Below are 25,242 nucleotides of genomic sequence, written 5' to 3' on the forward strand. Positions count from 1 at the left end.
AGCAGCTCTTTAGGGATTTTGGGTAGCTCGCGTAACGCAGGTTTCTTTTTGGTTGGCATACATGCACCTCTTACTCATGTTATGCCCGAACACAAAATTTCTGACACCCCCTCGGACGAACACAAATCTAAATACTGGCACTCTGATATTTTCACCCAATCCCAAATGTTGGACCCCTTCTTGCAATAACCCCGATACAACGCTTCGGCGTCAAAAGATTGATTTAACGCGCAGGTGCCCATCGGTGGAACGCTCACAACTCATCTCCCATGCCAGAACCGGATTGATCGGCCTGGGCCGTGGACAACTTGGCGTCCCGCTGCTGCTCCTCGTCATGCTCGCCATGATGATGCTGCCCATGCCGCCGTTCCTGCTGGACGTCTTCTTCACCTTCAACATCGCCCTGTCCATCGTCGTCCTGCTCGTCTGTATCTATGCCCTGCGGCCCCTCGACTTCTCCGTATTCCCGACCATCCTCCTCGTCGCCACCCTGTTGCGACTGGCCCTCAACGTCGCCTCCACCCGCGTCGTCATGCTCCACGGCCAGGACGGCCACGCCGCCGCCGGTAAAGTCATCCAGGCGTTCGGTGAAGTCGTCATCGGCGGCAACTACGTCGTCGGTATCGTCGTCTTCGCCATCCTCATGATCATCAACTTCGTCGTCGTCACCAAAGGTGCCGGCCGGATCTCCGAAGTGAGCGCGCGCTTCACCCTCGACGCCATGCCCGGCAAACAGATGGCCATCGACGCCGACCTCAACGCCGGCCTCATCGACCAGCCCGAAGCCAAGCGTCGTCGTCTTGAAGTCGCCCAGGAAGCCGAGTTCTACGGCTCCATGGACGGTGCCAGCAAATTCGTCCGCGGCGACGCCATCGCCGGCCTGCTGATCCTCTTCATCAACCTCATCGGCGGCATGCTGGTGGGCATCCTGCAACACGGCATGAGCTTCGGCGACGCCGGCAAGGTCTACGCGCTGCTGACCATCGGTGACGGTTTGGTGGCGCAATTGCCATCCCTGCTGCTGTCCACCGCCGCCGCGATCATGGTGACCCGTGCTTCCGGTTCGGAAGAAATGGGCAAGCTGGTCGGTCGGCAGATGTTTGCCTCCCACAAGGCGCTCGCCGTATCCGCCGGCATCATGATCGTCATGGGCCTGGTCCCGGGCATGCCGCACTTCTCCTTCATCAGCCTCGGTCTGGTGGCTGCCGGCGGCGCCTACCTGCTGTGGAAGAAAGAGAACCAGGTCAAGCTGGCTGCCGTGCAAGAGGTCAAGCGTCAGCAAGAGCTGCTGCCATCGCCGACCCGCGCGCAGGAATCCAAGGAACTGGGCTGGGACGACGTGACCCCGATCGACATGATTGGCCTGGAAGTCGGCTACCGCCTGATTCCGCTGGTGGACCGCAACCAGGGTGGTCAATTGCTGGCGCGTATCAAGGGCGTGCGCAAGAAGCTCTCCCAGGAGCTGGGCTTTCTCATGCCTACCGTGCACATCCGCGACAACCTCGACCTGGCGCCCAGCGCCTATCGCCTGACCCTGATGGGCGTGACCCTGGCCGAAGCCGAGATCTACCCGGACCGCGAACTGGCGATCAACCCCGGTCAGGTGTTTGGCAGCCTCAACGGCATCACTGCCAAAGACCCGGCGTTTGGCCTGGAGGCCGTGTGGATCGAAATCAGCCAGCGTGCCCAGGCGCAATCCCTCGGTTACACCGTGGTGGACGCCAGCACCGTGGTGGCGACTCACTTGAACCAGATTCTCTACAAGCACTCTCATGAATTGATCGGCCACGAGGAAGTCCAGCAATTGATGACCCTGCTGGCCAAGGGATCGCCAAAACTGGCGGAAGAACTGGTCCCGGGCGTGCTGTCGCTGTCGGCCCTGCTGAAGGTGCTGCAGGCGCTGCTTGCCGAACAGGTGCCGGTTCGCGATATCCGCTCCATCGCCGAAGCCATCGCCAACAACGCTGCGCGTAGTCAAGATACTGCCGCGCTGGTGGCTGCCGTACGGGTCGGATTGTCCCGCGCAATCGTCCAAAGCATTGTCGGCATTGAGCCGGAGCTGCCTGTGATCACCCTTGAGCCAAGGTTGGAACAGATATTGCTAAATAGTCTGCAGAAGGCAGGTCAGGGTCAGGAAGAAGGCGTTCTCCTCGAACCGAGCATGGCTGAGAAACTTCAGCGCTCGTTGATCGAAGCGGCGCAGCGTCAGGAGATGCAGGGGCAGCCGGTTATTTTGTTGGTCGCAGGTCCGGTTCGCGCCATGTTGTCCCGCTTTGGACGGTTGGCTGTACCGAATATGCATGTTTTGGCTTACCAGGAAATTCCTGACAATAAGCAAGTCACCATCGTAGCGACTGTCGGGCCTAACGGCTGAGGTAGTGAGTCATGCAAGTTAAGCGTTTTTTCGCCGCCGATATGCGACAAGCCATGAAACTGGTTCGCGATGAGCTGGGCGCTGAAGCCGCCATCATCGGCAACCGGCGGATCGCTGGCGGCGTGGAACTGACCGCCGCCCTGGACTACAAGCTGTCTGCGCTGGCCCCGCGTGTACCGAACATCGAACTCGAAGACGAGCTGCGCAAGACTCAGTCGCTCATCGTCACTGCTCAGGCTGAGCTGACCCACCGCAGCGAGCTGGACACTGTCGCCAACCGTCAGTTGTTCGCCGGCCTTGCGATGGATGACAGCAAGCAGATCGAACCGACGCTGGAAGAACCGTTTCGCCCGTCCGTCCACGCCGCAGTGGCCGCCGAACGCGCCGAGCGCAACGCCGAGCCGGGCGTTGGCGACCGCGCCTACGAAGCGATGCGTTCCGAATTGAACGGCCTGCGCGAACTGCTGGAAGTCCAGCTAGGCTCGCTGGCCTGGAACCAGCTGCGAGACGGCCGTCCGCAACAGGCCAATCTGTGGCGCCGTCTGCAACGGGTTGGCCTTTCCGGCCCGCTGTCCCGCGACTTGCTGGCGATGGTCCCGGACTCCAACGATCAGGCTCACACCTGGCGCATGCTGCTGGCCCATCTGGCCCGCATGATTGCCACGCCGGACGTCGAGCCACTGGAAGAGGGCGGTGTGATTGCCATGGTCGGTCCTGCCGGCATGGGCAAAACCACCACGCTGGCTAAACTGGCGGCCCGATATGTGTTGAAATACGGCGCGCAAAATATCGCGCTGGTGAGCATGGACAGTTTCCGCATTGGCGCTCAGGAGCAACTGAAAACCCTGGGCCGGATCCTCAATGTACCGGTCACCCACGTCGACCCGGGCCAGTCCCTGGCACAGGCGCTGGAGCCGCTGTTGCGCAAGCGCGTGGTGTTGATCGACACCGCCGGCCTGCAAGCCAGCGATCCGGCCCTGCGTCTGCAACTGGAAACCCTCGCCGGGCGTGGCATCAAGGCGCGCAACTACCTGGTGCTGGCGACAACCAGCCAGAAGCAGGTGCTGTCAGCGGCTTATCACAGTTACAAACGTTGCGGCCTGGCCGGGTGCATCCTGACCAAGCTCGACGAAACGGCCAGCCTGGGCGAAGTGCTCAGCCTGGCCGTGACACACGAACTGCCTGTGGCCTATCTCACCGATGGCCCACGGATACCGGATGATCTGCATTTGCCGCGTCGGCACCAATTGGTGAGCCGGGCTGTCAGCGTGCAGATGCAGGAGGAGCCGAGCGAGGAAGCGATGGCGGATATGTTTGCGGATCTTTATCACAGCACCGGCAAGCGCGCGGGCTAGGTGAAGAAAATGACAGTGGAATTTTCCTGCATCGATGGTCTGCCAGGCATTGTTCAGACACTGAACGTGCAGCCCGACATGTGGCTTAGGTCTAAGCAAGACAAGGTAAACAATTAACATGGGCAGCATGCATCCCGTACAGGTTATCGCGGTGACCGGTGGCAAAGGTGGCGTAGGCAAGACCAACGTTTCAGTGAATCTTTCACTGGCACTGGCCGAGCTGGGACGTCGCGTCATGCTGCTGGACGCCGATCTGGGTCTGGCCAACGTCGACGTATTGTTGGGTCTGACCCCCAAACGCACCCTGGCTGATGTCATCGAAGGGCGGTGCGAGCTGCGCGATGTCTTGCTGCAAGGCCCGGGCGGTGTACGCATCGTGCCGGCGGCATCGGGCACCCAGAGCATGGTCCACCTGACCCCGGCGCAGCATGCCGGGCTGATTCAGGCGTTCAGTGACATTGGCGACAACCTCGATGTGCTGGTCATCGATACCGCCGCCGGCATCGGCGAATCGGTGGTGAGCTTCGTCCGCGCGGCCCAGGAAGTGCTGCTGGTGGTGTGCGACGAACCCACATCGATCACCGACGCCTATGCCCTGATCAAACTGCTCAACCGCGATTACGGCATGAACCGCTTCCGCGTCCTGGCCAACATGGCCCAGAGCCCGCAGGAAGGGCGCAACCTCTTCGCCAAGCTGACCAAAGTCACCGACCGTTTTCTCGACGTGGCCCTGCAGTATGTGGGCGCCGTGCCGTACGACGAATGCGTACGCAAGGCCGTGCAGAAACAGCGCGCCGTGTACGAAGCGTTTCCGCGTTCCAAATGTGCCCTGGCGTTCAAGGCCATCGCGCAGAAAGTCGACACCTGGCCGCTCCCGGCGAACCCGCGCGGCCACCTGGAATTTTTCGTAGAACGCCTCGTGCATCAAACCAGCGCAGGGCCCGTCTCATGACAGCAAGTGGCTATCGCATGTACAGCAAATCGTCCAAAGACTCCCAGTATGAGCTGATCGAGCGTTATGCCCCGCTGGTCAAACGAATCGCCTACCACTTGCTGGCGCGTCTGCCGGCCAGCGTGCAGGTCGAGGATTTGATCCAGGCGGGCATGATTGGCTTGCTCGAAGTCTCGACCAAATACGACTCCACGAAAGGGGCCAGCTTCGAGACGTACGCGGGTATTCGTATCCGTGGTGCGATGCTCGACGAAGTGCGCAAGGGGGACTGGGCGCCGCGTTCGGTCCACCGCAACACGCGCATGGTCAGTGACGCGATTCGTGCAATCGAAGCAAAAACCGGCCGTGACGCTAAAGATCACGAGGTTGCTGCCGAACTTGAAATGAGTCTCGACGATTACTACGGGATTTTGAACGATACCCTGGGCAGCCGCCTGTTCAGCTTCGACGATCTGTTGCAGGACGGCGAACACGAAGGGCTGCACGAGGACGGCGCGAGCCAGTCCCTCGAACCGTCGCGGGATCTGGAAGACGAGCGCTTTCAGGCTGCGCTGGCCGAGGCCATTGCCAACTTGCCCGAACGTGAACGCCTGGTGTTGTCGCTGTACTACGACGAAGAGCTGAACCTCAAGGAAATCGGTGAGGTCCTGGGGGTCAGCGAGTCGCGGGTCAGCCAGCTGCACAGTCAATGCGCGGCGCGGTTGCGCGGTCGTCTTGGCGAGTGGCGCGCACGTTCGTGAATCAGGCGCAGGCCGTGAGGCCTGCGTGTTGCGTGTAAGACCGGCTGTGCAAGACGTGAGCGGGAAGCAAATGAGACACGGCAGGAGTCGGTCGAACCGGGTCGTAGATGATCCGGTTTCGCTGCGCTTGTTCCGGTCGATTCCACCCCCTCTTGATGTTCGGCACAGCCGGTATTGATTGAACGCGCGTTCAGGTGCTGAACGCGTTAAAGACTGCTTGGAGGTCGAATTGGACAAGAACATGAAAATCCTCATCGTTGATGACTTCTCAACGATGCGGCGGATCATAAAAAACCTGTTGCGTGACCTTGGGTTCACCAACACGGCCGAAGCAGATGACGGACTCACCGCATTGCCGATGCTGCAAAGCGGCGCTTTTGACTTCCTCGTCACTGACTGGAACATGCCGGGCATGTCCGGCATCGACCTGTTGCGTCAGGTGCGTGCCGACGAGCGTCTGCGCAGCCTGCCGGTGCTGATGGTCACTGCCGAAGCCAAGCGCGAGCAGATCATCGAAGCCGCTCAGGCCGGTGTGAACGGCTACGTGGTGAAGCCGTTCACCGCGCAAGTGCTCAAAGAAAAAATCGAAAAGATATTCGAGCGCGTCAATAGCTGATGTCCGCTGCGAGGGCGCTATGGATTCCAAAGATTCGACAATGGGTGACTTTGAGTCAACTCTGAAGAAACACGCACAAGAGCTGGTCGCGAGCCTTGAAAAAGGCAAGTTCGGCGATGCCGTGCAACTGATCCATGAGCTTAACCAGACCCGCGACCGCGGCCTGTATCAGGAAGTCGGCAAACTGACGCGCGAGCTGCACAGCGCGATCGTCAACTTCCAGATCGACCCGAACATGCCGCAGGCCGAGGAGGTCTCCCAGATCACCGACGCCACCGAGCGGCTGTCGTACGTCGTCAGGCTGACTGAAAACGCGGCGAACCGGACCATGGATCTGGTAGAGCTGAGCACGCCGTTGATGCACGGGCTCACTGAAGACGCCAAGTCGTTGAGCGCCGATTGGGGACGCTTCATGCGCCGCGAGATCAGCGCCGAAGAGTTTCGTGATCTGGCCCGCCGCGTCGATGTGTTCCTGACCCGCAGCGAGAAGGAGACCACCGAGGTCTCTGCGCACTTGAACGACATTCTGCTGGCTCAGGATTACCAGGACCTCACCGGTCAGGTGATCAAGCGCGTGACCACGCTGGTCACGGAAGTCGAGCGCAATCTGCTCAAGCTGGTGCTCATGGCGAGCCAGGTGGACCGCTTCGCGGGCATCGAGCACGACCAGGAAATGTTCCGTCAGCAAAAAGAACAAGAAAAACTTCACTCCAAGGGTGAAGGTCCGCAGATTCATGCCGATAAACGTGAAGACGTTGTATCCGGACAGGATGATGTTGACGATCTGCTATCCAGCCTCGGATTCTGATTCGGTCATTCTGTCTCGGACTTCAGGTTTTCTGTGAAAGTGGCTGCTGGACCCGCGCGCCAATGCTTCGACGAAAGCAATGCGCGCAGGCCGTCAGTGCAGCCTCCGGATCGGTTTGACGGTTAATTTTAGGAGCACCCCCCAATGAGCTTCGGCGCCGATGAAGAAATCCTTCAGGATTTTCTGGTAGAGGCCGGCGAGATTCTCGAGCTGTTGTCAGAGCAGTTGGTCGAGCTGGAAAGCCGGCCTGACGATGCGGACCTGCTCAATGCAATTTTTCGCGGTTTTCACACTGTAAAAGGGGGCGCCGGCTTCCTCCAGCTCAACGAGCTGGTTGAATGCTGTCACATCGCCGAGAACGTGTTCGACATCCTGCGCAAGGGTGAACGTCGCGTCGACTCGGAGCTCATGGACGTGGTGCTCGAAGCACTCGACACCGTCAACAGCATGTTCGGTCAGGTGCGCGAGCGCTCTGCCGTCACCCCGGCCACGCCTGAATTGCTGGCCGCACTGGCACGCCTGGCCGAGCCTGCCTCGGCAGAAGAAATCGCTGCGGCACCGGTGGTGGTTGAAGAGCCGGTCGCTGAAGCGCCGTCCGAAGACATTACCGATCTGGAATTCGAACAGCTCCTGGATTCGCTGAACGCCGTCAAGGCGCAAGCGGCAGGTGCGCCTGCACCGGCTCCGTCTGCGCCTGTCGCCCCGGCACCCGTTGCAGCAGCGCCGGCGGCAGCGGCTCCCGCTGCGCCGGCTGGCACTGCGGCCAGCGATGAAATCACTGACGCCGAATTCGAATCACTCCTCGATCAGCTGCATGGCAAAGGCCAGTTCGCCGTTGATGCGGTGCAACCGCCAGCGGCTGTGACGCCGTCTGCCGCACCGGCCAGTGACGAAATCACTGACGACGAATTCGAGTCGCTGCTGGATCAGTTGCACGGCAAAGGCTCGTTCTCGCCGGACGCCGTCGGCGCTGCGGCTCCTGGCGCTGCGGCACCTGCTGCCGCTGCACCTGCCGCTCCGGTTGCGCCCTCCGCTGCGTCGAAAGCCGCTGCGTCGGACGAGATCACCGACAACGAATTCGAAGACCTGCTGGATCAGTTGCACGGCAAAGGCAAGTTCGAACCTGCCGTGGCTGCCGGTGCAGCTGCAGCGCCGGCCGCAGCGGCACCGACCAAGAAGCCCGAGCCCGCCAAAGCCGAACCGGCCAAAGCGACGCCTGCTGCTGCAGCGCCGGCCAAAGCTGCACCGGCTGCTGCACCGGCACCAGCTCGCGCTGCTGCTCCGGCGCCTAGCGAAAAACCGCCGTCTGAAGCGGAAACCACCGTGCGCGTCGACACCGCGCGGCTGGATGAAATCATGAACATGGTCGGCGAACTGGTGCTGGTGCGTAACCGCCTGGTCCGCCTGGGTGCCAACAGCGCCGATGAAGCCATGTCCAAGGCCGTGTCCAACCTGGACGTGGTCACCGCTGACCTGCAGACCGCGGTCATGAAGACCCGCATGCAGCCGATCAAGAAAGTGTTCGGTCGCTTCCCGCGACTGGTTCGCGATCTGGCGCGTCAGTTGAAGAAAGAAATCAGCCTTGAACTGGTGGGTGAAGAAACCGACCTGGACAAGAACCTCGTCGAGGCCCTGGCCGACCCGCTCGTCCACTTGGTGCGTAACGCGGTCGATCACGGTATCGAGTCGCCGGAAGAGCGCGAGGCGTCGGGCAAGTCCCGGAACGGTCGTGTGATTCTGGCCGCCGAACAGGAAGGCGATCACATCCTGCTGTCGATTTCCGATGACGGCAAAGGCATGGACCCTGCGGTCCTGCGTGCCATCGCGGTCAAGCGTGGCGTGATGGACAAGGATGCAGCGGATCGCCTCAGCGACACCGACTGCTACAACCTGATCTTCGCGCCGGGCTTCTCGACCAAGACCGAGATTTCCGATGTGTCCGGGCGTGGCGTGGGCATGGACGTGGTGAAAACCAAGATCGCCCAGCTCAACGGCTCTATCAGCATCAATTCCACCAAAGGCCTGGGCTCGAAGATCATCATCAAGGTGCCGCTGACCCTGGCGATCATGCCGACGCTGATGGTCATGCTGGGCAACCAGGCCTTCGCGTTCCCGCTGGTCAACGTCAACGAGATCTTCCACCTGGACCTGTCGACCACCAACGTCGTCGACGGTCAGGAAGTGGTGATCGTGCGCGACAAGGCGCTGCCGTTGTTCTACCTCAAGCGCTGGCTGATCAGCTCGGCGGCTCACGAGGAGCAGCGCGAAGGCCACGTGGTGATTCTGTCGGTAGGCACGCAACGCATCGGATTCGTGGTGGATCAGTTGGTCGGCCAGGAAGAAGTGGTGATCAAGCCGCTGGGCAAAATGCTGCAAGGCACGCCAGGCATGTCGGGCGCGACCATCACCGGTGACGGCCGTATCGCACTGATTCTCGATGTCCCGAGCATGCTCAAGCGCTATGCGGCCCGACGGATTGGTTAAGCAGGATCGGCTTCGGTAGGGCGGCTTTCGATTTTTGGTGGGACCGGCTTCAGCCGGGAATAGGGCGGCGAAAACACTGTGGATTTTCGGTGTGACACTCGACGCCTTCCCGGCTAAAGCCGGTCCTACAAACAGACCCGGTCTCGTTTTAAGCGCGAAAACCGGTCCCACTGGCCTGTCTCGTTTTGCCAATGTGACCCAAGCTACGTGATTCAGGGCGTGCGGCCCCTCAGGGTGACGCGCGCTCTTTGGAGTGTTTATGGCAGTCAAGGTTCTCGTCGTGGACGATTCGGGTTTTTTCCGACGTCGTGTCTCGGAAATTCTCTCTTCGGATCCCACGATCCAGGTGGTCGGTACCGCCACCGATGGCAAGGAAGCCATTGACCAAGCCCTGGCCCTCAAGCCCGACGTGATCACCATGGACTACGAAATGCCGATGATGGATGGCATTACCGCGGTCCGTCACATCATGCAGCGTTGCCCGACCCCGGTGTTGATGTTCTCCTCCCTGACCCACGAAGGCGCCCGAGTCACACTCGATGCGCTGGACGCCGGGGCGGTGGATTTCCTGCCCAAGAATTTCGAAGACATCTCGCGCAACCCCGAGAAGGTCAAACAGATGTTATGCGAGAAAGTGCACAGCATCTCGCGCAGCAATCGTCGTTTCAGCGGTTACGGCAGCACGCCTTCTGCCACCTCGGCGCCCGCGCCGTCTGCTGCGCCCGCTGCACCGCGCAGCACGGCTGCCGAAGCGCGACCATCGCGTCCGGCGCCAGCCCCTGCGCCTGCGCGTTCAGCCGCGCCGGCGTCGCAGCAGCCTGCAGCGGCGTCCCATCACCACGCGCCGACGTCGGCTGCGCCCAAGCGCAAAGCCTACAAACTGGTGGCGATCGGCACGTCTACCGGCGGTCCGGTGGCCTTGCAGCGCGTACTGACCCAACTGCCGGCCAACTTTCCGGCGCCCATCGTGCTGATCCAGCACATGCCGGCCGCGTTCACCAAAGCCTTCGCCGAGCGCCTCGACAAGCTGTGCCGCATCAGCGTCAAGGAAGCCGAGGACGGTGACATCCTGCGCCCCGGTCTGGCACTGCTGGCCCCGGGCGGCAAACAGATGATGGTCGATGGTCGCGGCGCGGTTAAAATCCTGCCGGGCGATGAACGCCTGAACTACAAGCCCTGCGTCGACATCACCTTTGGCTCGGCGGCAAAATCCTACAGCGACAAAGTCCTCGCGGTCGTCCTCACCGGGATGGGCGCCGACGGCCGTGAAGGCGCGCGTCTGCTCAAGCAGAGCGGCAGCCAGATCTGGGCTCAGGACGAAGCCAGCTGCGTGATCTACGGCATGCCCATGGCGATCGTCAAAGCCGAACTGGCCGACGCCATTTACAGCCTCGACGACATCGGGCGCCACCTGGTGGAGGCCTGCAGCTGATGGATGTCTTGACGCTCATAGGGATCATTCTGGCGTTCGTCGCGATCATCGGCGGCAACTTCCTCGAAGGCGGGCACCTGGGCGCCTTGCTCAACGGCCCGGCCGCGCTGATCGTGCTCGGTGGTACGCTGGCGGCCTGCCTGCTGCAGACGCCCATGAGCGCGTTCAAGCGGGCGATGCAGATCTTCATCTGGATTCTGTTTCCACCACGCATTGATCTGGCCGGCGGCATTGATCGCGTCGTGTCCTGGAGCCTCACCGCGCGCAAAGAGGGCTTGCTCGGCCTCGAAGCCGTGGCGGATTCGGAGCCCGATGCCTATTCGCGCAAAGGCCTTCAGCTGCTGGTCGACGGCGCTGAACCGGCGGCCATTCGCGGCATTCTGGAAGTGGATTTCATCACCCAGGAAAGCCGCGACATTCAGGCCGCAAAGGTCTACGAAAGCATGGGCGGTTACGCGCCAACGGTCGGCATCATCGGTGCCGTCATGGGCCTGATCCATGTGATGGGCAACCTGGCCGATCCCAATCAACTGGGCAGCGGCATCGCCGTGGCGTTCGTCGCGACCATTTATGGCGTTGCCTCTGCCAACCTGATTCTTCTGCCGGTGGCCAACAAGCTCAAGGCCGTGGCGATCCGCCAATCGCGCTACCGGGAGATGCTCCTCGAAGGCCTGCTATCGATTGCCGAAGGCGAGAACCCGCGCTCGATCGAACTGAAGCTGCAAGGCTTCATGGAGTGATGGACTGATGGCCCGCCGACGTCGCCAGGAAGAGCATGAAAACCACGAACGCTGGCTGGTGTCCTACGCGGACTTCATCACCTTGCTGTTCGCTTTCTTCGTGGTCATGTATTCCATCTCGTCGCTGAACGAAGGCAAATACAAAGTGCTGTCCGAGGCGCTGGTCGGGGTGTTCAACGAGCCCGAGCGCAGCGTCAAACCGATCCCCATCGGCGAGCAGAAGCCGCAGACCGTGCGACCCGCCGATCCGCTGGTTCAGGACAGCGAGCAGACCGACGCCGCGCTGGGCCAGGCTGCAGACGACCCGCTCAAATCCATTGCCGATGACGTCAACGCGGCGTTCGGCGACCTGATCGCTTCCAAACAGATGACTGTGCGCGGCAATGAGCTGTGGATCGAGATCGAACTCAATTCCAGCCTGCTGTTCGGCAGCGGCGACGCGATGCCGAGCAACCAGGCGTTTGACCTGATCGACAAGGTTGCGAAGATCATCAAGCCGTTCGACAACCCCGTACACGTCGAAGGCTTCACCGACAACCAGCCGATCAACACCGGGCAGTTCCCAACCAACTGGGAGCTGTCGTCGGCGCGCTCGTCGAGCATCGTGCGCATGCTGGCCATGGACGGGATCAACCCGGCGCGGCTGGCCTCGGTCGGCTACGGCGAGTTCCAGCCGCTGACCTCGAATGCCACCGCCGATGGCCGCGCGCGCAACCGCCGCGTGGTGCTGGTGATCTCGCGCAACCTGGACGTGCGCCGCAGCCTCACCGGCTCGGGCACTACGGCCAACGCAAAACCCGATGCGGCGCTGCGTCGTGCTGGCACACAAACTGCACCGGTCCCGGCCAAGCCGCCGCAAGGCGTCAAATCTTCGTCATCTGCCCCTTAAACCCGGTCGTCGCTTTGGTCGGGGGGAAAACGAGTACATGAGAGTCTGGGCAGTAGCCAATCAGAAAGGCGGGGTCGGCAAGACCACCACCTCCATCGCTTTAGCCGGCTTGCTGGCAGAGGCGGGCAAGCGCGTGGTCGTGGTGGACCTCGATCCCCACGGCTCGATGACCAGCTATTTCGGGCAAGATCCCGATACGCTGGAGCACAGCAGCTTCGACCTGTTCCTCAACAAGGGCGTGGTGCCGGACGGTTTGCCGGGCCAACTGCTGCTGCCCACCAGTGACAAACGCATTTCCCTGCTGCCGTCGAGCACCGCGCTGGCCACCCTTGAGCGCCAGTCGCCGGGGCAGAGCGGGCTGGGGCTGGTGATTGCCAGGAGTCTGGCGCAGCTGTGGCAGGACTTTGATTACGCGATCATCGACAGCCCGCCGTTGCTCGGCGTGTTGATGGTCAACGCGCTGGCGGCCAGCCAGCAACTGGCGATCCCGGTGCAGACCGAATTCCTCGCGGTGAAGGGCCTGGAGCGCATGGTCAACACGCTGGCGATGATCAACCGCTCGCGCAAGGTGCCGCTGCCGTACACCATCGTGCCGACGCTGTTCGACCGTCGCACCCAGGCGTCGATGAGCACCCTCAAGCTGCTGCGCGACAGTTACCCGGAGCACGTCTGGAATGCGTTCATTCCGGTGGACACCCGGTTGCGGGACGCCAGCCGCGCCGGTGTGACCCCCTCGCAGTTCGACAACAAGAGCCGTGGCGTGCTGGCTTACCGCGCGTTGCTCAAGCACATGCTCACCGAACAGCTTGTCGGGCAGGTCGCCTAGTGTCCGCTGATCATTATTTGCCGAGCGGCGCGCCTGCACGCTCAAGTCCATCGGCTATGCAGCCGATAGCTGTATCAGGCGGCAATCGCATCACTACTTTTCGGGCTCCCGTATGAACCGCCCCCTGGACATCGCTTCACGACCACAACTGGCGCTGCAGAACTACCTGGACGCGTTGCTGCATGACGCGACCGAGGAGCTGGAGGTCGTCGAGTCCGTCGATGAATTTCAAGCGGCCGTTCTCGAAGAGCAGGCCCACGACGCACGCATGCGTTCTGCCGTTGCCGCAGCGGTGGCTGCTGCGCTGCCCCCTGCGTTGCCGGCGTCGCAGCCTGCTCCCGTGAGCCGGCCTGCGCCGGTCTCGCTCGCCTATACGGCTCAGCCTGAACCGGCCGCCGCGCGGGTTATGGAACGTCCGGTCGATATGCCACCGGTGATTCTGCCGCCCGCCATCGTGCCGGTGATCGAGCCGGTCGTTGAAGCGCCTGTGGTTGAGGCTCTGGTGGTGGAAGAACCGCCAACGGCGCTGGTCGAGCCGGTGGTTGACGTGCATCTGTCTGCCCAGCGCACACCGACGCCGCCGCCCACTGGCGATGAACGCCCGGCCTGGGCGGCCGAGCCGTTCGAATGTCTGTTGTTCGACGTCGCCGGTCTGACCCTCGCGGTGCCGCTGGTGTGCCTGGGTTCGATTTATCCGCTGGCGGGTCATGACTTGACGCCGCTGTTCGGTCAGCCGGACTGGTTTCTCGGGATTCTGCCGAGCCAGGCGGGCAACCTGAAGGTGCTCGACACGGCGCGCTGGATCATGCCGGACCGGTACCGCGACGATTTCCGTCAGGGCCTGCAATACGTTATTTCGGTTCAGGGCTATGAATGGGGGCTGGCGGTGCATCAGGTCAGCCGCTCGTTGCGCCTGGACCCCAATGAAATCAAATGGCGCACCCATCGTGGTCAGCGACCCTGGCTTGCCGGGACGGTGATCGAGCACATGTGTGCGCTGCTGGACGTTTCCGAGCTGGCCGAGCTGATTGCCAGTGGCGCGGTCAAGCAGATGAAGACGCATCAATAAAACATCATCAGATCAACACAGGCCGGCGTACGAAACGTCGACCGCACGGCACAACACGCAAGGGGTTAGGGGTATGAAGAAGTCGTCAGCACAGGGTTCCGAAGATCCGATTCTGCAATGGGTCACCTTCCGCCTGGACAACGAGTCGTATGGCATCAACGTGATGCAGGTTCAGGAAGTGCTGCGCTACACCGAGATCGCTCCGGTCCCGGGCGCGCCAAGCTACGTGCTGGGGATCATCAACCTGCGCGGTAACGTCGTCACTGTCATCGACACCCGTCAGCGCTTTGGTCTGCCGCCGGTTGAAGTCAGCGACAACACGCGTATCGTGATCATCGAGGCCGACAAGCAAGTGGTCGGGATCCTGGTCGATAGCGTGGCTGAAGTGGTTTACCTGCGTCAGTCGGAAGTCGAAACCGCGCCGAACGTGGGCAACGACGAATCCGCCAAGTTCATCCAGGGCGTCTGCAACAAGAACGGCGAACTGCTAATCCTTGTGGAACTGGACAAAATGATGTCCGAGGAAGAGTGGTCCGAGCTGGAGAACATCTGATTGATTCTCGATGTGGCGGTTATTTTTCTGGCGGTGTTGTGGGTCGTGAGCGTCGTGATGTTCATGGCCCACACCAAGCGCCTGCGCACCCTGGCCACGCAGCAGCTGGAGGCGGATTCGCTGCGTGACCAGCGCATCCGCGAGCTGGCCCGGCGCCTGGAAAATTACCAGAGCGGAACGGTGAGAATGGGCGAGGAACTGCACGAGTTGCGTTCCATCATCGCGCTGTTGCCGGACAAGATCACTGCTCTCGAGCAGCGCGATCCCTCGACCCTGTCCTTCGCCCAGGCCGCCCGCCTGGTCGGCATGGGCGCCAGCATCGACGAACTCACCCAGTCCTGCGGCCTGACCCAGGCCGAAGCGCAGTTGATGACCAAGGTGCATGGTCATAATCGGTAGGTGAGGGGGCTGTCGTCGCTGCTCGCGTGCACGCTCAATCTCACCCACCATGACGACACCGCGGAATTATCTGCCGATAAAGGAACGGTAGGAGTGAGCTTGCTCGCGAACAGGGGCTTTCAACCGCTGGATTTTCAGCGGATGTACCGGCTTCTTCGAGAGCAAGGTGGAGCGCCACCCCGGTCACTCCAACAGGTCCTGCAACAACCGGAAATTCCGAGCCGAATCACCCTCCCGTGGGAGTCGAGCTTGCTCGCGAAGGCTTACTTTCAGCCCCCGAGAAAGTGGCTGAATGTCCCGGCCTCTTCGTGAGCAAGCTCACTCCCACAGGTCCTGCAACAACCGCAAATCCCGAGCCGAATCACCCTCCCGTGGGAGCGACCGGGGTGGCGCTCCACCTTGCTCGGGAAGGCGTCCGTTCAGGCGCCATGCCTACCTCAACGCGGCGTGATATCCCGCTCCACCGGCCCGGCATTCGGGTCGAAGCCCACCGGAAACTTGCCTTTCAGGTGCCAGGCAAACGCGATGATTTCGGCGATGGTCAGGTACAGCTCCTGGGGGATGCTGTCGCCCAGTTCGAGACGGGCGAGCATTTTTACCAGTTCGGCGTTTTCGTAGATCGGAACCTTGTACTCCCGGGCGATCGCCAGAATGGCTTCCGCCAGGCTGTCATCGCCCTTGGCCGTCAGCGTCGGGGCCTGGTGGCCGTCGTAGCTCAGGGCAATGGCCTGACGCGGGGTCTGTTCGGGTTTGCTCATCAGGCGTTCTCGTCGATCCAGCGTTGTTCGAGCACGGTCCGTGGGCCCTGGGGCGGCACGCCTCGGTTGCACTCCAGTTCCTTGACGTTCAGGCCGCACGCCACCAACCGCGCACGCAGATTATCCAGCTCGCTGGAAATCAACTCGGCGCTGCCTTCACGTTCCGCCCACAACTGGCTGGCGATGCTGCCGGCAATCAGTTGCGCCTGCACCTGCAACGGGCCGAGGGGTTCCAGATCAAACGCCAGCTCGACTCGCCAGAGCTTTTCTCGCTCCTTGGCTTCCTGCACTGGCGTGTCGGAATGCTCGTCGCGCTCAGGCGTTTCCTCGCGCTGAACCTTGACTTGCAACGGCACGATGTCGTGGGCGTTGCGCATCGGAATCTCCAGCTGCCACGTGGTCACCTGGGTGCCGTCGGCATTGGTGCGGGTCTGCTCCAGGCCGCCCAGTTGATGGCTCTGCAGGCGCGAAATCGCCCCTGCCGCCAGTTTCAACAGCATCTCCAGATCGTCCTTGCTCTCCGGATGGCCGAGGGTGCGCGGTGGTAATGGAAAGTTGATCGTATCGCTCGGCGGCGCCACCAGCCCCAGGGTGCCGAAGGCGCTGCGCAACACGCTGGGCATGGCCCGCGCCAGGGTATTGCCGGCGGCAGCAGCGTCATAACTGACGTTGCCCGGCAGCCCCGGCAGGAGTTGTGTGACCAGCCGCAGCAGGTTGGCTTTCATGTCCGGCACCAGCGTCGGGTTCTGTCCGGCGAGCAAGCGTGACTCCATGAACAGCCCGCTGGCATTCAGCGCCTGGGCGACGCCCTTGGCGGTGCTCATCTGCGGAATATCCGGCAGATCGGCCAGCAGTTGCTCGATGCTGGCCCGCAGCGAAGGCGAAAGATCGTCGCCATCGGCAGCCGGCGGCGGCATGTTTTGCAACGCCGTGATCAGGCCCTGCAGCGAGCCCTGACGGCTTTGCTGGGTCGACAGCTGCTGCGCCAGGGCCAGTTCGTCCAGACGATTGGGCAGGGCGACGAAATTCAGCGCCTGACTGTTCTGCACCTGGGCGCTGAGCAGACTGCCGACCCGCAGCGGCTGCGGGCTGTCGACGGTCAGGCTGGTGCCGGCCAGGGCCGTGTTGAGCAGGATGACGATGGAACGGTAATTGGCTGGCTGCGCGCTGGCTGAGGATTGCCCGAGGGATTGCCCCGCCAGCTGCGCGACATTTTGCGCGGCGACCTGAGTGGTCAGCACTTTGCCTTGCAGCAGCGTGCCAGCGGGCAGTTGCCGCGTGTCGATGCTGGTGAGGCTGTTGGTGACGGCTTTCTGCAGGTCCAGCACGCTGATGGTCAGGGTGTCGGCAGATCCCTGGGCGACGTTGACGCTGGTGCCGGGCGTCAGCGGCAGCGAACTGCTGACGGGCAGGGTGGTTTGCCGGCCGTTGTCCATGGTCAGTTTGAGCAACAGCTGAAAGTCCTGCCCCAGTTGCTTGAGACTCACCACTTCAGCGCTGGCCACCTGACCCGAGGTCAACAGCCCTTCGCGCGGCTCCATCAGCTTGAGCACTTCGCCCGCCGGTAAGCCTGCGCGCAGCAAGGCCGTGGCCGCTGCTACTGGAGAAAGATTGGGTATATCGCCTGTCATCAGATCCCGACTCGGTAAATTTGCGCTCTGAGTGGCGGGGCCGGGTATGTATAATCCGGCACCGACTGCGTCGGCGGTCCACCGTTAAGCTGCATCAGTATAACGGCCGTCATGATCCCGACTTGAACCGCCGTGCCGCTGCCACCGAAAAGAAGGTCCCCATGCCGATCCCCGTTCTTGAAGCCGTGGCGCTGACTTGCGAGCGTGACTGGCGCCTGCTGTTCGAGCATCTCGAATTGCGGTTGAGCGCGGGTGATATGGTGCAGATCAGCGGCCCCAACGGCAGCGGCAAGACCAGCCTGCTGCGCCTGTTGTGCGGGCTGATGCAGCCCACCGCCGGCAGCGTGCTGCTGGACGGCAAACCCCTCGCCAGTCAACGCGCTGAACTGACTCGCCACCTGCTGTGGATCGGCCACGCTGCCGGCATCAAAGATTTACTCACCCCCCTGGAAAACCTCGCCTGGCTCTGCGCGCTTCACACGCCCGTGGACGCCGCCGACATCTGGCGCGCCCTCGAAGCGGTCGGCCTGCGCGGCTTTGAAGACGTGCCGTGTCACACCCTGTCGGCCGGCCAGCGCCGCCGCGTCGCACTGGCCCGCCTGTATTTGCCCGGCCCCGGCCTGTGGATGCTCGACGAACCCTTCACCGCGCTGGACAAACAGGGCGTCGCGCAACTCGAAGCGCACCTAACGGCTCACTGTGAAAACGGCGGCGCCGTGGTGCTGACCACGCACCACACGCTGAGCCGCACACCCGCAGGTTATCGCGATCTAGACCTGGGGCAGTGGGCGGCATGAGTCAGGTGTTTACCCTGCTGATCGCCCGGGAAGCGCGCCTGCTGTTTCGGCGCCCGGCCGAGCTGCTTAACCCGCTGGTGTTCTTCGCAATCGTCATCGCGCTGTTTCCCCTGGCCGTCGGCCCTGACACGCAACTGCTGCAGCGCCTGTCGCCAGGGTTGGTGTGGGTGGCGGCGCTGCTGTCCGTGTTGCTGTCGCTGGACGGCCTGTTCCGCAGCGATTTCGAAGACGGCTCCCTCGAACAGTGGGTGCTGTCGTCGCAGCCGCTGGAGCTGCTGGTGCTGGCCAAAGTGCTGGCGCACTGGGCGTTTTCCGGGCTGGCGCTGGTGTTGCTGTCGCCGCTGCTGGCGCTGATGCTGGGCCTGCCCACTGCGTGTTTGCCGGTGTTGCTGCTGTCGCTGCTGCTGGGCACGCCGGTGCTGAGCCTGCTCGGCGCGGTGGGTGCGGCCTTGACCGTAGGGCTCAAGCGCGGCGGTTTGCTGCTGGCGTTGTTGATTCTGCCGCTGTACATCCCGGTGCTGATTCTCGGTAGCGGCGCCCTGCAGGCTGCACTTGAGGGCATGCCCGCGACCGGTTATCTGCTTTGGCTTGGCAGCCTGACCGCACTGGCGGTAACCCTGACGCCCTTTGCAATTGCCGCTGGTTTGAAGATCAGCGTTGGCGAATAATCGCACCCTGACCGAGCGGACAGTTTTTCCGTCGGCAGGTCCCGGACGCTTCAGCCATAAGAAGCGCCTTGCCCTGACAGCGCCTCTGGCTGAGACGCACTGTGATAACACGCACCGTGATGAAAAGCACCGTGATGAAAAGGCAGCGAGATGAACACAAGCGCCAAGGCTAAAGGCGGCATGAGTTGGGCCTGGTTCCACAAACTCGGTTCGCCCAAATGGTTTTACGGCATCAGCGGTCGTCTGCTGCCGTGGCTGAGCATCGCTGCGGCCCTGTTGATCGGCATCGGCGTGGTCTGGGGCCTGGCGTTCGCGCCGCCCGACTACCAGCAAGGCAACAGCTTTCGCATCATTTATATCCACGTGCCGGCGGCGATGCTGGCCCAGTCCTGCTACGTGATGATGGCCGTGTGCGGGGTGGTCGGGCTGGTCTGGAAGATGAAGATGGCCGATGTCGCCCTGCAATGCGCAGCGCCCATCGGTGCGTGGATGACCGCCCTGGCGCTGGTCACCGGCGCGATCTGGGGCAAGCCGACATGGGGCTCGTGGTGGGTCTGGGATGCGCGGCTGACGTCGATGCTTATTTTGCTGTTTCTGTATTTCGGCCTGATCGCGCTGGGCAACGCCATCACCAACCGCGACAGCGCCGCCAGGGCCTGCGCCGTGCTGGCCATCGTCGGCGTGATCAACATCCCGATCATCAAGTATTCGGTGGAATGGTGGAGCACCTTGCACCAGGGCGCGACCTTCAGCTTGACCGAAAAGCCGGCCATGCCCGCTGAAATGTGGTTGCCGCTGCTGTTCACCGTGCTCGGGTTTTACTGCTTTTTCGGGGCGGTGCTGCTGCTGCGCATGCGTCTGGAAGTGCTCAAGCGCGAGGCCCGGGCCGGTTGGGTCAAGGAGATATTGATGAAGCACCTTGGCCACCCAGCGCCTCCGAGCAACGGAGCCGAACGATGAGCTTCGAGTCTTTCAGCGATTTTCTCGCCATGGGCAAGCACGGGCTTTACGTCTGGTCGGCCTATGGCATCTGTTTCACCGTGCTGGCGATCAACGTCCTGGCACCGGTTGTCGCGCGTCGGCGTTACCTGCAACAAGAGGCGCGTCGTCTGCGCCGGGAGAGCATCACGTGAATCCGCTGCGAAAAAAGCGCCTGTTGATCATCGTGGCGATTCTCGCCGGGGTCGGCATTGCGGTCAGCCTTGCACTCAGCGCGCTGAAGGAAAATATCAACCTGTTCTACACCCCGACCCAGATCGCCAGCGGCGAAGCGCCCCGTGACACACGGATTCGCGCCGGTGGCATGGTCGTTCAGGGCTCTCTGCAGCGCTCGTCGGATTCCCTGGACGTCACCTTTGCCGTCACCGATTTCAACAAGTCGGTGCCCATCACCTATCGCGGCATCCTGCCGGACCTGTTCCGCGAAGGTCAGGGCATCGTCGCCCTCGGCAAGCTCAATGGCGACGGCGTGGTCGTTGCCGATGAAGTGCTGGCCAAACACGACGAAAAATACATGCCGCCGGAAGTCGCGAAAGCGCTGAAAGACAGCGGCCAGCCCGCGCCCGCCGCCACGCCCGCCGCTCTCCCGGACAAACAGGGGTAAACGATGATTCCCGAACTCGGCCATCTGGCCATGATTTTGGCCCTGTGCTTCGCCCTTGTGCAGGCCATCGTGCCGCTGCTGGGCGCCTGGCGCGGCGACCGTCTGTGGATGAGCCTCGCCCAGCCCGCCGCGGGGGGGCAGTTTGCCTTTCTGGTGTTTGCCTTCGGCTGCCTGACCCATTCGTTCATGGTCGACGACTTTTCCGTGGCCTACGTCGCCGAAAACTCCAACAGCGCGCTGCCGTGGTACTACAAATTCAGCGCCGTCTGGGGCGCACACGAAGGCTCGTTGCTGCTCTGGGCGCTGATCCTCGGCGGCTGGACCTTCGCCGTGTCGATCTTTTCCCGGCAGTTGCCCCAGGTCATGCTCGCCCGCGTGTTGGCGGTGATGGGCATGATCAGCATCGGCTTTCTGTTGTTTCTGATCCTCACCTCCAACCCGTTCAGCCGCATCCTGCCGCAGATTCCCCAGGACGGGCGCGACCTCAATCCGTTGCTGCAGGACATCGGCCTGATCGTCCACCCGCCGATGCTGTACATGGGTTACGTCGGTTTTTCCGTGGCATTCGCCTTTGCCATCGCCGCCTTGCTCGGCGGTCGCCTTGATGCGGCGTGGGCGCGCTGGTCGCGGCCCTGGACCATCGTGGCGTGGGCCTTCCTCGGCATCGGCATCACCCTCGGTTCGTGGTGGGCCTATTACGAGCTCGGCTGGGGCGGCTGGTGGTTCTGGGATCCGGTGGAAAACGCCTCATTCATGCCGTGGCTGGTGGGCACGGCGCTGATCCACTCCCTCGCGGTCACCGAAAAGCGCGGCGTGTTCAAGAGCTGGACCGTGCTGCTGGCCATCGCGGCGTTTTCACTGAGCCTGCTCGGCACCTTCCTCGTTCGTTCGGGCGTGCTGACCTCGGTGCATGCCTTCGCTTCCGACCCGGCCCGTGGCGTGTTCATCCTGATCTTCCTGTTGATGGTGGTCGGCGGCTCACTGACCCTGTTCGCCATCCGCGCGCCGGTGGTGAAAAGCCATGTCGGCTTCGGCCTGTGGTCGCGGGAAACCTTGCTGCTGGGCAATAACCTGGTGCTGGTGGTGGCGGCGTCGATGATTCTGCTCGGCACGCTGTACCCGCTGGTGCTGGATGCGTTGAGCGGGGCGAAGATGTCCGTCGGCCCGCCGTATTTCAATGCGCTGTTCGTGCCACTGATGGGCTTGCTCATGGCCGTCATGGCCGTGGGCGTGCTGGTGCGCTGGAAGGACACGCCGGTCAAGTGGCTGCTGAGCATGCTCGCGCCGGTATTGGTCGGCAGCGCGGTTCTGGCAGTGATCGCCGGTTTTGCCATGGCCGACTTCCACTGGGCGGTGCTTGCCACCTGCCTGCTCGCGGCCTGGGTGTTGCTGGCCGGGGTGCGCGACCTGTTCGACAAGACGCGGCACAAAGGCCTGCTCAGAGGGATGCGCTCGCTGACCCGCAGTTACTGGGGCATGCAAGTGGCGCACCTCGGCATCGCGGTGCTGGCCCTGGGCGTGGTGCTGTCCAGCCAGAACAGCGCCGAACGTGACCTGCGCATGGCACCCGGAGAATCGGTGGAGCTGGGCGGCTATATGTTCGTGTTCGAGGGCGCCCAGCATTACCAGGGCCCGAACTTCACCTCTGATCGCGGCACCCTTCGCGTGCTGGAGGACGGCCAGGAAATCACTGTGCTGCACCCGGAAAAGCGCCTGTACACCGTGCAGCGTTCGATGATGACCGAGGCCGGCATCGACGCCGGTTTCACTCGCGATCTGTACGTGGCGCTGGGCGAACCGCTGGAGAACGGCGCGTGGGCGGTGCGCGTGCACGTCAAGCCGTTCGTGCGCTGGATCTGGTTCGGCGGCCTGATCACCGCCTTGGGCGGGTTGCTGGCGGCGCTGGACAAACGTTATCGCGTCAAAGTCCGCGCGAAAGTGCGGGACGCACTGGGCATGACGGGAGCGGCGGTATGAAGCGCTGGATGTTGCTGCTGCCGCTGGTGCTGTTTCTTGGCATGGCGGGGTTGCTGTACCGCGGCTTGTACCTGGATCCGTCGGAATTGCCGTCGGCGCTGATCGGCAAGCCATTCCCTGAATTCAGCTTGCCTGCGGTGCAGGACGGCAAGCCGCTGACCCGCGCCGACTTGCTGGGCAAACCGGCGCTGGTCAATGTCTGGGGCACCTGGTGCGTGGCCTGCCGCGACGAGCACCCGGTGCTGACAAAACTCGCGCAGCAGGGCGTGGTGATTTATGGGGTCAATTACAAGGATGTGAATGCCGATGCGCAGAAGTGGCTCAAGGATTTTCACGATCCGTATCAGCTGAACATCAATGATGAAGCCGGCAGCCTGGGTTTGAACCTGGGTGTGTATGGCGCGCCGGAGACTTTTTTGATCGATGCCAAGGGCGTCATTCGCTACAAGCATGTGGGCGTGATTGACGAGACCGTGTGGCGCGAGAAGCTGGCGGGCCAGTATCAGGGGTTGGTTGATGAGGGTAAGCAATGACCTTGCTTGATGACAAGGCTGTTATGCCAGACTCCATTTCCCCCGACGATGACGTCCATGTGGGAGCCGAGCTTGCTCGCGAATGCGTAGGTTCAGGCGCAGGAGATGTAGCGGCTTTAAGGGCCTCTTCGCGAGCAAGCTCGCTCCCACAGGGTTTGCGCGGTGTGCCTGCTGACGGCGATGGAGCTTTTGTGGGAGCGACCGGGGTGGCGATCCACCTTGCTCGCGAAGGCTTAAGTTCAGCCCATGGAGATGTGTTGAATGTTAGGACCTCTTCGCGAGCAAGCTCGCTCCCACAGGGGATTGGGGGTGTGTCTGCTGGCTTGCTGCTGAAGGGAGTGCGGCGGCTGGCGGCTGCTGCGGTATTGGCATTGGGCTTTGCAGGTGTGGCTCAGGCGGCGATTGATGCCTACACCTTCAAGGACGACGCCGAGCGTGCCCGCTACTCTGAGCTGACCCGCGAGCTGCGCTGCCCGAAATGCCAGAATCAGGACATCGCCGATTCCAACGCGCCCATCGCCGCCGACCTGCGCAAAGAGATCTACCGCATGCTCGGCGAAGGCCAGAGCAATCAGCAGATCATCGATTTCATGGTCGATCGTTACGGCGAGTTCGTGCGCTACAAACCCGAGCTCAATGGCCACACGTGGCTGCTCTGGTTCGGTCCTGCCGGCCTGCTGCTAGGCGGCGCGGTGTTGATTGGTGTGATTGTCGTGCGCCGGCGCCGCTCCGGCCGCGAAGACGCCGACGTGCTTTCCGACGAGGAGCGTCAGCGCCTCGCCCACTTGCTGGATAAGAACCGCGAATGATCGATTTCTGGATGGCCGCCGGCCTGTTGTTGCTGGTGGCCCTGAGTTTCCTGCTGATCCCCGTGGTGCGCGGCCGTCGCGCACAGACTGAGGAAGATCGCACCGCACTCAACGTCGCCTTGTATCAGGAGCGCATTGCCGAGCTGCAAGCGCAGCAGGAGGAGGGCGTGCTTTCAGCCGCGCAGATGGACGGCGGTCGTGCCGAGGCTGCGCGCGAATTGCTCGCCGACACCGAAGGCGTGGGTGCCGAGCGGGTGTCGCGCCTGGGCAAGCCGCTGCCGTTGCTGGCGGCGATTCTGGTACCGGTGTTGGCCTTGGGTCTGTATCTGCATTTCGGCGCGTCGGACAAGGTCGAGCTGACCCGGGAGTTCTCACAGCCACCGGTTTCGCTGGCGCAGATGACCGAGCGCCTGGAGCGTGCGGTCAAGGCGCAACCGGATTCCGCCGAGAGCGCGTACTTCCTGGCGCGCACCTACATGGCCCAGGATCGCCCGGCCGACGCCGCCCGGATGTTCGAGCGCGCGGCCAAGCTGGCCGGGCGTCAGCCGCAGCTGCTGGGTCAGTGGGCCCAGGCGCTGTATTTCGCTGGCAACAAAACCTGGACGCCGCAGATTCAAGGGATCGCCGAAGAAGCGTTGAAGCTCGACCCCAGGGAAGTCACCAGCCTGGGCCTGATGGGCATCAACGCCTTCGAGAGCCAGCAGTTTGATCAAGCGGTGAATTACTGGACGCGCTTGCTGGCGGTTTTGCCGCCGGACGATCCGTCCCGCGGGGCGCTGGAAGGCGGGATCAAACGGGCCAGCGACAAGGTCGTGCAAAGCGGGGGCAAGCTGGAAAACACCCAGCCGGTGGCGGTTCAGGGCGCCCGTCTGAAGGTGCGCGTCACGCTGTCGGAAGCGTTGAAAGCCAAGGTTCAGCCGGGCGACACGGTGTTTGTGTTTGCCCGTGCGGTGTCAGGCCCGCCGGCGCCGCTGGCGGTCAAGCGCGTGACCGTGGCCGACTTGCCGGTGGAGGTCGAGCTGACCGACGACGACGCGATGATGCCGCAGCTGAAACTGTCGAACTTCGCCGAAGTCCAACTGGTGGCCCGGGTGTCCCGCGCCGGTCAGCCCACGGCGGGGGAATGGGTCGGTCGCAGCCAGCCGTTGCCGAGCAACGTGACGGCGCTGCAGGCCCTGACCATCGACAGCCCCGATCAGTAACCCCGTTAACGCAGCGAGTAGAGAGCC

26 protein-coding genes are annotated in these 25,242 nt (G+C 62.6%); 24 read left to right on the forward strand and 2 right to left on the reverse strand.

All coding sequences use genetic code 11. The features are described 5' to 3' along the window. From ACYASU_RS05380 to ACYASU_RS05450, 15 genes are all read left to right on the forward strand, one after another. The coding region (locus ACYASU_RS05380) for a hypothetical protein (RefSeq protein WP_463582177.1) at positions 1-189 on the forward strand (189 nt) is incomplete at its 5' end. 55 nt (positions 190-244) lie between these two features. Then, positions 245-2,374, forward strand: a complete 2,130-nt coding sequence (gene flhA, locus ACYASU_RS05385) for a flagellar biosynthesis protein FlhA (protein WP_346626661.1) — start codon at positions 245-247, stop codon at positions 2,372-2,374. An 11-nt stretch (positions 2,375-2,385) separates the two neighbouring features. Further along, positions 2,386-3,729, forward strand: a complete 1,344-nt coding sequence (gene flhF / locus ACYASU_RS05390; protein ID WP_192174156.1) for a flagellar biosynthesis protein FlhF — start codon at positions 2,386-2,388, stop codon at positions 3,727-3,729. A 118-nt stretch (positions 3,730-3,847) separates the two neighbouring features. After that, complete coding sequence (gene fleN / locus ACYASU_RS05395; RefSeq protein ID WP_062385964.1) at positions 3,848-4,681, forward strand: flagellar synthesis regulator FleN; 834 nt, start codon at positions 3,848-3,850, stop codon at positions 4,679-4,681. Beyond that, positions 4,678-5,421, forward strand: coding sequence for an RNA polymerase sigma factor FliA (fliA, locus tag ACYASU_RS05400; RefSeq protein WP_074892894.1), 744 nt, complete (start codon positions 4,678-4,680; stop codon positions 5,419-5,421). The genes fleN and fliA overlap by 4 nt, the downstream gene beginning before the upstream one ends. Positions 5,422-5,662: 241 nt before the next feature. Beyond that, entirely contained in the window at positions 5,663-6,037 is a 375-nt protein-coding gene (locus ACYASU_RS05405; RefSeq protein ID WP_172612850.1) for a chemotaxis response regulator CheY, read from the forward strand. Positions 6,038-6,056: 19 nt separating this feature from the next. After that, the gene (locus ACYASU_RS05410) at positions 6,057-6,845 is read left to right on the forward strand and encodes a protein phosphatase CheZ (RefSeq protein ID WP_192174157.1); all 789 of its coding nucleotides are present in this window, start codon (positions 6,057-6,059) and stop codon (positions 6,843-6,845) included. A 144-nt stretch (positions 6,846-6,989) separates the two neighbouring features. Further along, a complete protein-coding gene (locus ACYASU_RS05415; protein WP_463582178.1) occupies positions 6,990-9,329 on the forward strand; it encodes a chemotaxis protein CheA in 2,340 nt (779 codons plus the stop codon). Between the two features lie 259 nt (positions 9,330-9,588). Next, entirely contained in the window at positions 9,589-10,761 is a 1,173-nt protein-coding gene (locus ACYASU_RS05420; RefSeq protein WP_463582179.1) for a protein-glutamate methylesterase/protein-glutamine glutaminase, read from the forward strand. Then, the gene (locus ACYASU_RS05425) at positions 10,761-11,501 is read left to right on the forward strand and encodes a flagellar motor protein (protein ID WP_133775877.1); all 741 of its coding nucleotides are present in this window, start codon (positions 10,761-10,763) and stop codon (positions 11,499-11,501) included. The genes ACYASU_RS05420 and ACYASU_RS05425 overlap by 1 nt, the downstream gene beginning before the upstream one ends. A 7-nt stretch (positions 11,502-11,508) precedes the next feature. Then, complete coding sequence (gene motD / locus ACYASU_RS05430; protein WP_369307588.1) at positions 11,509-12,390, forward strand: flagellar motor protein MotD; 882 nt, start codon at positions 11,509-11,511, stop codon at positions 12,388-12,390. Positions 12,391-12,427: 37 nt separating this feature from the next. After that, entirely contained in the window at positions 12,428-13,216 is a 789-nt protein-coding gene (locus tag ACYASU_RS05435) for a ParA family protein (protein WP_192174161.1), read from the forward strand. Positions 13,217-13,328: 112 nt separating this feature from the next. Beyond that, positions 13,329-14,285 (forward strand): CheW domain-containing protein, encoded by a 957-nt coding sequence (locus tag ACYASU_RS05440; protein WP_463582180.1) that lies wholly within the window; start codon positions 13,329-13,331, stop codon positions 14,283-14,285. 73 nt (positions 14,286-14,358) lie between these two features. Beyond that, on the forward strand, positions 14,359-14,838 hold the full coding sequence (locus ACYASU_RS05445; RefSeq protein ID WP_065987319.1) for a chemotaxis protein CheW: 480 nt from the start codon (positions 14,359-14,361) through the stop codon (positions 14,836-14,838). Further along, positions 14,839-15,237, forward strand: a complete 399-nt coding sequence (locus tag ACYASU_RS05450; RefSeq protein ID WP_192174163.1) for a DUF2802 domain-containing protein — start codon at positions 14,839-14,841, stop codon at positions 15,235-15,237. 437 nt (positions 15,238-15,674) lie between these two features. On the opposite strand, the gene ACYASU_RS05455 is transcribed toward ACYASU_RS05450, so the two are convergent. Together ACYASU_RS05455 and fliK are read right to left on the reverse strand one after the other, a co-directional pair. Beyond that, the gene (locus ACYASU_RS05455) at positions 15,675-15,995 is read right to left on the reverse strand and encodes an EscU/YscU/HrcU family type III secretion system export apparatus switch protein (protein ID WP_282372855.1); all 321 of its coding nucleotides are present in this window, start codon (positions 15,993-15,995) and stop codon (positions 15,675-15,677) included. After that, positions 15,995-17,626, reverse strand: a complete 1,632-nt coding sequence (gene fliK / locus ACYASU_RS05460) for a flagellar hook-length control protein FliK (protein WP_463582181.1) — start codon at positions 17,624-17,626, stop codon at positions 15,995-15,997. The genes ACYASU_RS05455 and fliK overlap by 1 nt, the downstream gene beginning before the upstream one ends. 161 nt (positions 17,627-17,787) lie before the next feature. Between fliK and ccmA the strand changes: the two genes are divergently transcribed. From ccmA to ccmI, 9 genes are all read left to right on the forward strand, one after another. After that, entirely contained in the window at positions 17,788-18,423 is a 636-nt protein-coding gene (gene ccmA, locus ACYASU_RS05465; protein ID WP_192174167.1) for a cytochrome c biogenesis heme-transporting ATPase CcmA, read from the forward strand. Then, entirely contained in the window at positions 18,420-19,091 is a 672-nt protein-coding gene (gene ccmB / locus ACYASU_RS05470; RefSeq protein WP_192174168.1) for a heme exporter protein CcmB, read from the forward strand. The genes ccmA and ccmB overlap by 4 nt, the downstream gene beginning before the upstream one ends. A gap of 180 nt (positions 19,092-19,271) precedes the next feature. Next, a complete protein-coding gene (locus ACYASU_RS05475) occupies positions 19,272-20,051 on the forward strand; it encodes a heme ABC transporter permease (RefSeq protein ID WP_463582271.1) in 780 nt (259 codons plus the stop codon). Continuing rightward, positions 20,048-20,224, forward strand: coding sequence for a heme exporter protein CcmD (ccmD, locus tag ACYASU_RS05480; RefSeq protein ID WP_122536811.1), 177 nt, complete (start codon positions 20,048-20,050; stop codon positions 20,222-20,224). The genes ACYASU_RS05475 and ccmD overlap by 4 nt, the downstream gene beginning before the upstream one ends. Further along, positions 20,221-20,694, forward strand: coding sequence for a cytochrome c maturation protein CcmE (gene ccmE, locus ACYASU_RS05485; RefSeq protein WP_282372849.1), 474 nt, complete (start codon positions 20,221-20,223; stop codon positions 20,692-20,694). Before ccmD ends, ccmE begins: the two co-directional genes overlap by 4 nt. A 3-nt stretch (positions 20,695-20,697) precedes the next feature. Further along, complete coding sequence (locus ACYASU_RS05490) at positions 20,698-22,671, forward strand: heme lyase CcmF/NrfE family subunit (RefSeq protein ID WP_463582182.1); 1,974 nt, start codon at positions 20,698-20,700, stop codon at positions 22,669-22,671. Then, complete coding sequence (locus ACYASU_RS05495; protein WP_463582183.1) at positions 22,668-23,204, forward strand: DsbE family thiol:disulfide interchange protein; 537 nt, start codon at positions 22,668-22,670, stop codon at positions 23,202-23,204. Before ACYASU_RS05490 ends, ACYASU_RS05495 begins: the two co-directional genes overlap by 4 nt. A 338-nt stretch (positions 23,205-23,542) precedes the next feature. After that, positions 23,543-24,013 carry a cytochrome c-type biogenesis protein gene (locus tag ACYASU_RS05500; RefSeq protein ID WP_463582272.1) on the forward strand — a complete coding sequence of 157 codons (471 nt, stop codon included), beginning with the start codon at positions 23,543-23,545 and terminating at the stop codon, positions 24,011-24,013. Continuing rightward, positions 24,010-25,215: a c-type cytochrome biogenesis protein CcmI gene (ccmI, locus tag ACYASU_RS05505; RefSeq protein WP_463582184.1), complete on the forward strand. Its 1,206-nt coding sequence runs from the start codon at positions 24,010-24,012 to the stop codon at positions 25,213-25,215. Before ACYASU_RS05500 ends, ccmI begins: the two co-directional genes overlap by 4 nt. Positions 25,216-25,242: the final 27 nt, after the last annotated feature.

Source organism: Pseudomonas sp. HP_12 (assembly GCF_055283955.1).